The organism is Mesorhizobium sp. M7A.F.Ca.CA.002.09.1.1, from assembly GCF_003998555.1.
GTDB classification, from domain to species: domain Bacteria; phylum Pseudomonadota; class Alphaproteobacteria; order Rhizobiales; family Rhizobiaceae; genus Mesorhizobium; species Mesorhizobium ciceri.
In genome coordinates this window covers 1-2,656 of sequence record NZ_RZRR01000785.1, presented here as the reverse complement: position 1 = coordinate 2,656, position 2,656 = coordinate 1, and the positions used below count along the sequence as shown (strand labels likewise).

Sequence of the window (2,656 nt, the reverse complement as noted above, 5' to 3'; positions counted from 1 at the left end):
ATGCAGGAAGATGCCGAGCTCCTTGGCCAGCCTGCGCGCGGTCGCGACGACGATGTCCTTGTCCTCCGACGTGAACGATGCGGCGCGAGCTTCCTTGTCGCGGATCAGCGCCCCGGTCATTTCCGGCGTCTGGATGTAGGTGGCACCTAGGCTGGCTGCTTCACGCACCAGCCGTTCGAGATCGACGGCGTTGCGCTCGGGGCTCTCGCCCGAACGCATCTGGATCGCAGCGGCCTTGAAAACACCCATCGTCATTCCCTCAATTCGTCGCGCCGTTGGCGAGCAATTTGTCCAGCCGGCCTTCGGCCTCCAGCTCGTGGAGGTCGTCACAGCCGCCGACATGCGTATCGCCGATGAAAATCTGCGGAAAGGTCGTGCGGCCATGCGCCCGGGAGATCATCTCCTGGCGCAATTCCGGCGAGAAGGAGGCATCGTGCTCGGTAAAGGCGACGCCCTTGCGCTCGAGCAGCCGCTTGGCTGCCGTGCAATAGCCGCACATCATGCGGGTGTAGATCGTGACATCGGTCATGACGAATTTCCGCTGTTCGTTGCCGACTTATATAGTCGCGGACTCGTCCGCCCGAAAGTCCCCCGGCAACACACGCGCAAAGGTCAGCACGTCGACGGCGGCCGCACCTCCCCTTTTCAGCGCCTTGGTGTCGGAACGCACCGTGGCGCCGGTGGTGTAGACATCGTCGATCAAAAGCACCCTGCGGCCGGCGATCTCGATTTCCGCCTCGGCAGGCACCCGGAACGCGGCCCGCACATTCTCCTCGCGTTCGCCGCGCTCCAGCCCGACCTGCTGGCGGGTGAGTTTCACGCGCCGCACCGCCGACGGGGCGAAGGGCAATCCGCTAAGTGCCGAGACCGCCCTTGCCAGTTCCGCCGACTGGTTGAAGCGCCGCCTGAAAAACCGCCGCCAGTGCAGCGGCACCGGCACCACCACATCCGCCTCGGCGATGAGATCGGCACCCGCACGCATCATCCAGCGCGCCATCCAAGGTGCCAGATCCGTGCGATCCTGGTATTTCAACCCTTGCACCATCTGGCGCGCAACGCCGGAATAGGCGACCGCCGCCCGCGCCCGCTCGAAAGGCGGCGGATCGGCAATCGCCTCGGCCGACAGAAAGCCTTCGCCCATATGGTGGGTGAACGGCGTACCCATGACAGGGCACCATGGCCGCTCCAGCAGCCTGAGCTTCGGCCAGCAGGCGCCGCACAGCACGCCCGGTTGCGAGACATGCCGGCGGCAACCGGCGCAGACCGGCGGAAACAGCATCCGCGCCGGCCAGCCGACAACCGACCGGGCCAGGTTCGTGATCCCGATAGACTTGATCTTGGGCATCGGATCGGCCACGTGGTTGCTCCTGCGCGCCACTATATCAACGATCTCGGAGCGTGGACAAACAAAGGATCTGCCCGTTGCAGCCAATAATGGATACCTCTCTGTGGCTGACGCACAAGCGGCGCGCGCTTGCCCGTCCGGTCGACGGCGCGGACTTCCTCATGCGCCGCACGGCCGAGGACCTTGCCGAACGGCTGGGCGCCGTCGAGCGCCGGTTCGGCAAGGCGGCCGTGCTGTTTTGCCAGACGCCGGCGGCGGCCGAAACGCTCGCCGAAAGCGGCAAGGTCGCCGACATTGTCCGCGTCGAGACGGATACGGCTTTCCTGAGCGGTGGCGATGCCGGCCTGATCGCACCGCTCGAAACCGTGCCGTTCGAGTCGGAAAGCCTCGATCTGGCGGTGTCGCTCTTGTCGCTGCAGGCCATGAACGACATCCCAGGCATGCTGATCCAGATCCGCCGTGCGTTGCGGCCGGATGGGCTTTTCCTCGGCGCCTTTGCCGGCGCCGGTACGCTTTTCGAGTTGCGCGAAAGCCTGCTTGCGGCCGAGACCGAGCTTTACGGCGGCGCCAGCCCGCGTGTCGCGCCGTTCACCGACGTGCGCGATGCCGGTGCGCTGCTGCAGCGCGCCGGTCTCGCTCTGCCGGTCGCCGACGTCGAGACGGTGACGGTGCGCTATGCCAGCCTGTTCAACCTGATCGCGGATCTGCGGGCCATGGGCGAGACCAATGCACTCACCGATCGCAGCCGGCGCCCGGGCTCGCGCAAGCTGTTTGCCCGCGCGGCGGAAATCTACGCCGAGCGGTTTTCCGACCCCGACGGCCGCGTCAGGGCAAGTTTCTCGATTGTCTGGATGTCCGGCTGGGCGCCCGACGCTTCGCAGCAAAAACCGCTGAAGCCAGGGTCGGCCAAGGTCTCGCTGAAAACAATCCTGGAGGCGCCCGACGGGCAATGATCCTGCCCCAGGCGCGGGAAAGCCGGATCAGAGAGTGGGTGCGAAAGCGTTCGCAAGCTTGCTGTTGTTGTCGCTGAACAGCCAGATGATCCCGTCGCGGACCTCACCGATACCGCCGACGATGGCCAGCGACAGCACGGCGATGATCACGCCATATTCGACGGCCGTGGCGCCGGTCTCGTCGTTCAGAAAACCCAGCAGCACTGCTTTCATGGCCTCAACCCCTCTGTCCGGGACCTTACAGCCGACCTGTTAAGAAAGGTTAACGGCAAAGGCTTAACAGGCGGTGAAACCGCCGCCTTTGCGAAATCTCTTAACCATGTCAGCAGTCGCCGCTGCTCCGGCCATTGGACCTGAT

At 65.1% G+C, this 2,656-nt stretch carries 4 protein-coding genes and 1 pseudogene; 1 reads left to right on the top strand and 4 read right to left on the bottom strand.

Annotation, left to right across the window (positions count from 1 at the left end; genetic code table 11):
• The 3 genes and pseudogenes from EN994_RS26210 to EN994_RS26200 all read right to left on the bottom strand — a co-directional run.
• Positions 1–249, bottom strand: a pseudogene (locus EN994_RS26210) (carbon-nitrogen hydrolase family protein); the annotation flags it as partial.
• Between the two features lie 10 nt (positions 250–259).
• The gene (gene grxC / locus EN994_RS26205) at positions 260–529 is read right to left on the bottom strand and encodes a glutaredoxin 3 (protein ID WP_024503792.1); all 270 of its coding nucleotides are present in this window, start codon (positions 527–529) and stop codon (positions 260–262) included.
• Positions 530–556: 27 nt separating this feature from the next.
• Positions 557–1,357, bottom strand: a complete 801-nt coding sequence (locus EN994_RS26200) for a ComF family protein (protein ID WP_063169072.1) — start codon at positions 1,355–1,357, stop codon at positions 557–559.
• Between the two features lie 65 nt (positions 1,358–1,422).
• Here EN994_RS26200 and EN994_RS26195 point away from each other — a divergent pair, with 65 nt between their 5' ends.
• Entirely contained in the window at positions 1,423–2,298 is an 876-nt protein-coding gene (locus tag EN994_RS26195; protein ID WP_063169073.1) for a methyltransferase domain-containing protein, read from the top strand.
• Positions 2,299–2,325: 27 nt separating this feature from the next.
• Here the strand turns inward: EN994_RS26195 and EN994_RS26190 are convergent, their stop codons facing one another.
• Positions 2,326–2,511: a Flp family type IVb pilin gene (locus tag EN994_RS26190; RefSeq protein WP_127224214.1), complete on the bottom strand. Its 186-nt coding sequence runs from the start codon at positions 2,509–2,511 to the stop codon at positions 2,326–2,328.
• Between the last annotated feature and the right edge of the window lie 145 nt (positions 2,512–2,656).